Genomic DNA, 4,957 nt, shown 5'->3' with positions numbered 1-4,957 from the left:
TGGAGAGATCTACGCGATTGAGAACTACTGCCCCCATGCGATCCAAACATTAACCGACGGAGAGGTGTTTGGTTCAATGATTAAATGCAAAAAACATGGCGCAGTATTCAGTTTGGTTGATGGCCGCTGTATCGGTAATGAACGAATTGGTAATCTCAAGAAATATTCAGCGTCAGTGATAGATGGCGCGATAATAATTAAACTGTAGGGTTGATTATGAAATATACGCACGTCAATACGCCCCTTAAGATTGGGCCCGTTGAAATCAAGAATAGAATCGTTCGTCCGGCACACGGGACATTGATTGGACAAGGCTCCGTTAACGATAATTTAATAGGCTATCATGAAGAGCGGGCCAAGGGCGGTGTTGCCCTGTCTATTATCGAAATTATGGGGGTTCATCCCAGTTCATTAGGCGCATTAAATAGCTTTGATCCCTCGCTTGAGGAAAGCTATCCCAAGCTCGTTGATGCCTGTCATAAGCATGGAATGAAAGTGTTTCAACAGCTTTGGCACGGTGGCCATAACATTGCGATGCCTTCGATGGACGGTTCTCCGCCCTGGTCAGCATCGGCAGTTCGGGGCCTACACTCTGCACAGACTCCCACGCCTATGACGATACCGATGATCAAAGAGATTATCGCTTCGTTTGAGGCTGGCGCGAAAAAGTGTGAAGAATGGGGCGTTGACGGCGTCGAAATCCATTGTGCACATGGCTACTTGCCGGCCCAGTTCCTGTCTCCAGCGATCAATCAGCGCGATGATGAATACGGTGGCAGCTTAGAAAATAGAGCACGGTTTATTATAGAGCTAGTGGCAGCGGTTCGAGCGGCAGTGTCTCCGAATATCGCGGTTGGTGTGCGCGTCGCGCCTGATGCTCTAGAGGGTGGCGCGGGTCTTGAAGACTATCAGTACATTGTTAAGACGTTGGAAGAAAAAAAGCTGATTGACTATGTCAATATCTCGCTTGGTAACTACCAAACATTCCCCAAAATGATCGGCGGCATGCATGAGCCAGCAGGGTATGAAATGGATACCAGTGCGGTGATCGCTGCATCAACCGACTTGCCAACGATAGTTGTCGGACGCTTCAGAACATTGGAAGAAGCCGATCAGCTGATCCGTGCAGGTGAAGCGGATATGGTGGGGATGGTTCGCGCGTTAATCGCTGATCCCGACTTAGTGGCGAAATCGTTAGATGATCGAGCCGATGACGTTCGCCCCTGTATTGGCTGTAACCAAGGGTGTGTGGCAGGAATATATAAACCCATCATGCCAGTGATGGGCTGTACGGTTAACCCGGCAGTAGGGTTAGAGAACTTTCTTTCGGAAAACTTGGTTCAAGCTGCTGAGCAAGCGAAGAAGGTCGTCGTTATTGGCGGTGGTCCGGCGGGGATGGAAGCGGCGAGAGTGGCGGCCTTGCGCGGCCATACTGTTTCGCTATATGAGGCGAATAAAGAGCTTGGCGGGAGATTGCGTTATGCCGCGCTGGCGCCGACGCGGGCAGGGATTCGTGATATAGCGGTGTGGCAAGAAGAGCAGCTCTATAAGCACGGCGTCGATGTCCATCTTAACAGTTTTGTGGAAATGGCCGATATCACCGCATTGAAGCCTGACATGGTAGTTGTTGCTGTTGGGGCTACGCCGCGTTGTGACGGTAAGCAGATATCGAATCCTGGTGAAGAATTTACGCTCACTAATAATGCGCAGCTAAAAACCAGTGTTGAGCTCTTTGAAGAAGGCAACGACTACAGCGGTAAAAATGTGACCGTGATTGATGACCTTGGAGAGTATGAGGCAATTGCCTGTGCAGAGTACTTGTTGTCGATGGGGGCGAATGTAAATTACGTCACGCGGCACGCCAGCTTTGCGCCACATGCCGAGTATTCATTGATGGCGGAACCTGCTCTGAAACGATTATACGGTGATCGTTTTAATTTACATCTGCGCAGCCGAGTGACTGGATTTGACGGCCAAAATGTGACTGTTCTGCCAACCTATATTGACAGGGCGGAAGGTGGAGCCACTGTGGCAGCTGCTGAGGTGTTTTATATCTCATCTGGCACTAGCAATGGCGAATATCTGAACATCAGTGAAGACCACGGTGATATCGATATCAAATACATCGGGGATGCAAAAAGTAGCCGAAGTTTAGTCGAAGCGCTAGCAGATGGCTATAAAAGTACTATATTTTCATGATAACTAGATAAATTGAGGATTTAAAGATGGAAAGGCATGACTCAAAGCTAATGTTGTCACTCATCGCATGTAGTGTAGCAACGGGTCTTCATATTAGTCCTGCGTATGGTGCTGAAGGTAAAGAAAAAGCATCAAATCGTATGATAGAAGAAGTTATGGTTGTCGCGCAAAAGCGTGAAGAAAAAATGCAAGACATCCCCATTTCGATTCAAGCCTTTTCTTCAGATAGGCTTGACGCAATGGGGATTACCTCTATTCCGGATTTGCAGTTGGTAGCGCCAGGTTTGAACTACACTGAAACATCTGGTTTTTCTATTATTTATATTCGGGGTGTGGGCTCAGATACATTCTTGATGGGCGATCCCAATGTGGCAACCTATCTGGATGGTGTGTACTTACCGTTCGCTTTTGGTCAGAGTCAAGAGCTGTTTGGTATTGAAAGAATAGAGGTGCTTAAGGGGCCGCAGGGGACTTTGTTTGGTCGTGGCGCCAATGGTGGTGCAATCAACATCATGACCAAATCTCCGTCTTTAACCGAGCCGGAGGTCCAGCTTGAGGTGGGCTACGATTCGTTGAATACCGCGCAAACGAAAGCCTATTTTTCTTACCCCTTAGCCGATACGTTGGCAATGTCAATCTCGACGGCATATAAGTCTGGCGATCATTGGTATGATCAGGAGTCAAGGGCAGGGGGCGAAAAATTGCCTCAAGTCTCATCGCAGGCCATGCGCGTAAAATTGTTATGGACTCCACTCGATGAGTTGGAGTTAGTCTTCTCGTATATGCAATCTTTCTCGCAGGGAACCTCGTCTGGTCTTCAGGGGAATTCCGAGCCGAGCCTGTTGGCGCAAGCTTTGGGTATAACACCGCAAGAGGGGTATACCATTGATAATGATGTGCCTGTATTCCTGCATTCGAATAACAAAATTATGAGTGTTAATGGAACATGGAGCGGGGTCCAGCACGATTATAAGTTTTTGATGAGTCGCCAAGACGGATCGCCCTCGGGCTTATTTATTGACTTTGACGGGGCGCCAGAGGGCATAGCCTATTTCGGTACGGCTGATGGATCTATCAATGAAGTGGAAACCGCTGAGCTACAGATGGTGTCGACGGCTGAAAACTGGGCGGGTAGCAACGTTCGTTATAACCTTGGATATTATTTTGTAAACTGGACATCCGCGCTTGATCCGGTTTTTCTGGGGTTGGCGGCTATTGATCTCTCTACTGGCGTAGCGAATTCGTCGCTTAGTTTGCCTGCCGGTTTTGTTCAAACCTTAGATTCGCTCTTGCAGCCGTTGTTAGGCTTTGGCGTTCCTTCCGGCGCGGTGCGTTTGGTGGGCAGAAATACACTTGAGTCTCATGCGCTATACGCTCAAACCTCAATTGACTTTTTTGATGATTTCACATTTACGCTCGGCGTGCGATATCAAGAAGAAACTAGAATACTTGATGAGTCAAGCTCCTCGTTAGGTGATTCAAATATTGATCCTGTTGTCTTTATTCAGAAATATGAAGATATTGAAGATAAAGTAACAAGCACTAAACCTAAAGTAGGTTTGGAGTATCGGCCGCCGTTCTTAGATGATGGGATGTTGTATGCCAGTGTGCAGCAGTCTATTAAGGGTACCCAGTTCAACTTGATTAATATTTATGATCCACCAGAAGTAATCGCGCCGGAGGAGATGGAAGCTATCGAGCTTGGTATAAAAACATCGCCCTTCGGTGCGGGATCAGTTTTCAATTTTGCCTACTTTAAATACGACATTGAGAATCTCCAGGTTCAATTTGTCTCATTGCTTCAAGGCGGGGCGGTTACGCAGGAAAACGCTGGCGGTGCTGCTATCGAGGGTTTCGAGTTTGAATTCCAGACGTTATTGTTTCCTAGTACGATTGATAATTTAGTCTTTATTGCTAACGGAACTATGTTGACTACTAAGGAGTATACCGAGTACTTGGGCGCAAGCGGTTTTGATCAGAACACCGGACTGCTGTCTACAAATAATGACTACTCGGGGAACGAAATCGCTCGAGCGCCAGATACCACCGGGACACTGGGGATATCTAAAACTACAGAGGTTCCGGGAGGATCGCTGGAGGTGGGTGCAGACTACTATTATAACTCGGGATTCTATTATCTCGCGCAAAATTCTGAAAAGAGCGTAGAGGATGCTTATACGGTATTGAATGCGAGGATCAGCTATTTATATGAGCCGGAGAATTTGCGTATCACGCTATATGGCAAGAACCTTGAGGGAACCGAATATAATTACGGCCGATTTCACGTTGATTTTGGCACGGCTGATTATAAAGCACCACGGGATGTCGTTGGCTTGAAAGTAAATTGGCAGTTTTAATACATTGGGAGCTATAGTATGAAAAATAAAATTATTAATTTATTTCGAGCTGTATTTATATTCTGGGTTGCGTCTGTTTTTTCCGCACCGGCTTTTGCGGACAATGATATTTGGAAGGATAAGCGGTATGTGTATGCAGTAGGTAATAACCGTATAGCGAATGATGACAGTAGTCTCGATAGTACAATGGGAGGCGGAGTCGGATTCGGCTATTTTCTCGACAAATGGTCTATTGAAACTGTTTTGTTTGGGGAGGTTGCACAGGACGGGAATAGCGATGGCAGCGATGCAAAAATCAATGGTATTTCAATGCATGTTTTAAAGTTTCCATTTGATAGTGTTCCTGGCTTATTTGCTAAATTGGGCTTTGGGATATCTGAGTATTCAGACTTTCCTACGGC

4 protein-coding genes are annotated in these 4,957 nt (G+C 46.8%); all 4 read left to right on the top strand.

Annotation, left to right across the window (positions count from 1 at the left end; genetic code table 11):
* Window positions 1–208, top strand: a 208-nt coding sequence (locus ABYP33_RS17335) for a Rieske (2Fe-2S) protein (RefSeq protein WP_373092416.1), incomplete at its 5' end; no start/stop codon positions are given.
* Between the two features lie 8 nt (window positions 209–216).
* The gene (locus ABYP33_RS17330; protein WP_373092414.1) at window positions 217–2,199 is read left to right on the top strand and encodes an FAD-dependent oxidoreductase; all 1,983 of its coding nucleotides are present in this window, start codon (window positions 217–219) and stop codon (window positions 2,197–2,199) included.
* 26 nt (window positions 2,200–2,225) lie between these two features.
* The gene (locus tag ABYP33_RS17325) at window positions 2,226–4,556 is read left to right on the top strand and encodes a TonB-dependent receptor (RefSeq protein ID WP_373092412.1); all 2,331 of its coding nucleotides are present in this window, start codon (window positions 2,226–2,228) and stop codon (window positions 4,554–4,556) included.
* Between the two features lie 18 nt (window positions 4,557–4,574).
* Window positions 4,575–4,957 (top strand): hypothetical protein (locus tag ABYP33_RS17320; RefSeq protein ID WP_373092411.1); only part of this gene is annotated, 383 nt, incomplete at its 3' end.

It is taken from the genome of Zhongshania sp. (assembly GCF_041584495.1).
Classification (GTDB): Bacteria; Pseudomonadota; Gammaproteobacteria; order Pseudomonadales; family Spongiibacteraceae; genus Spongiibacter.
Note: the sequence above shows the minus strand (reverse complement) of the source record. Positions and strands in the feature narration are given on the sequence as shown.

Excerpts from the sequence above, each read along its gene's own strand:
- ABYP33_RS17330 (WP_373092414.1), top strand. The coding sequence starts at position 217 with ATGAAATATACGCACGTCAATACGCCCCTTAAGATTGGGCCCGTTGAA.
- ABYP33_RS17325 (WP_373092412.1), top strand. The coding sequence starts at position 2,226 with ATGGAAAGGCATGACTCAAAGCTAATGTTGTCACTCATCGCATGTAGT.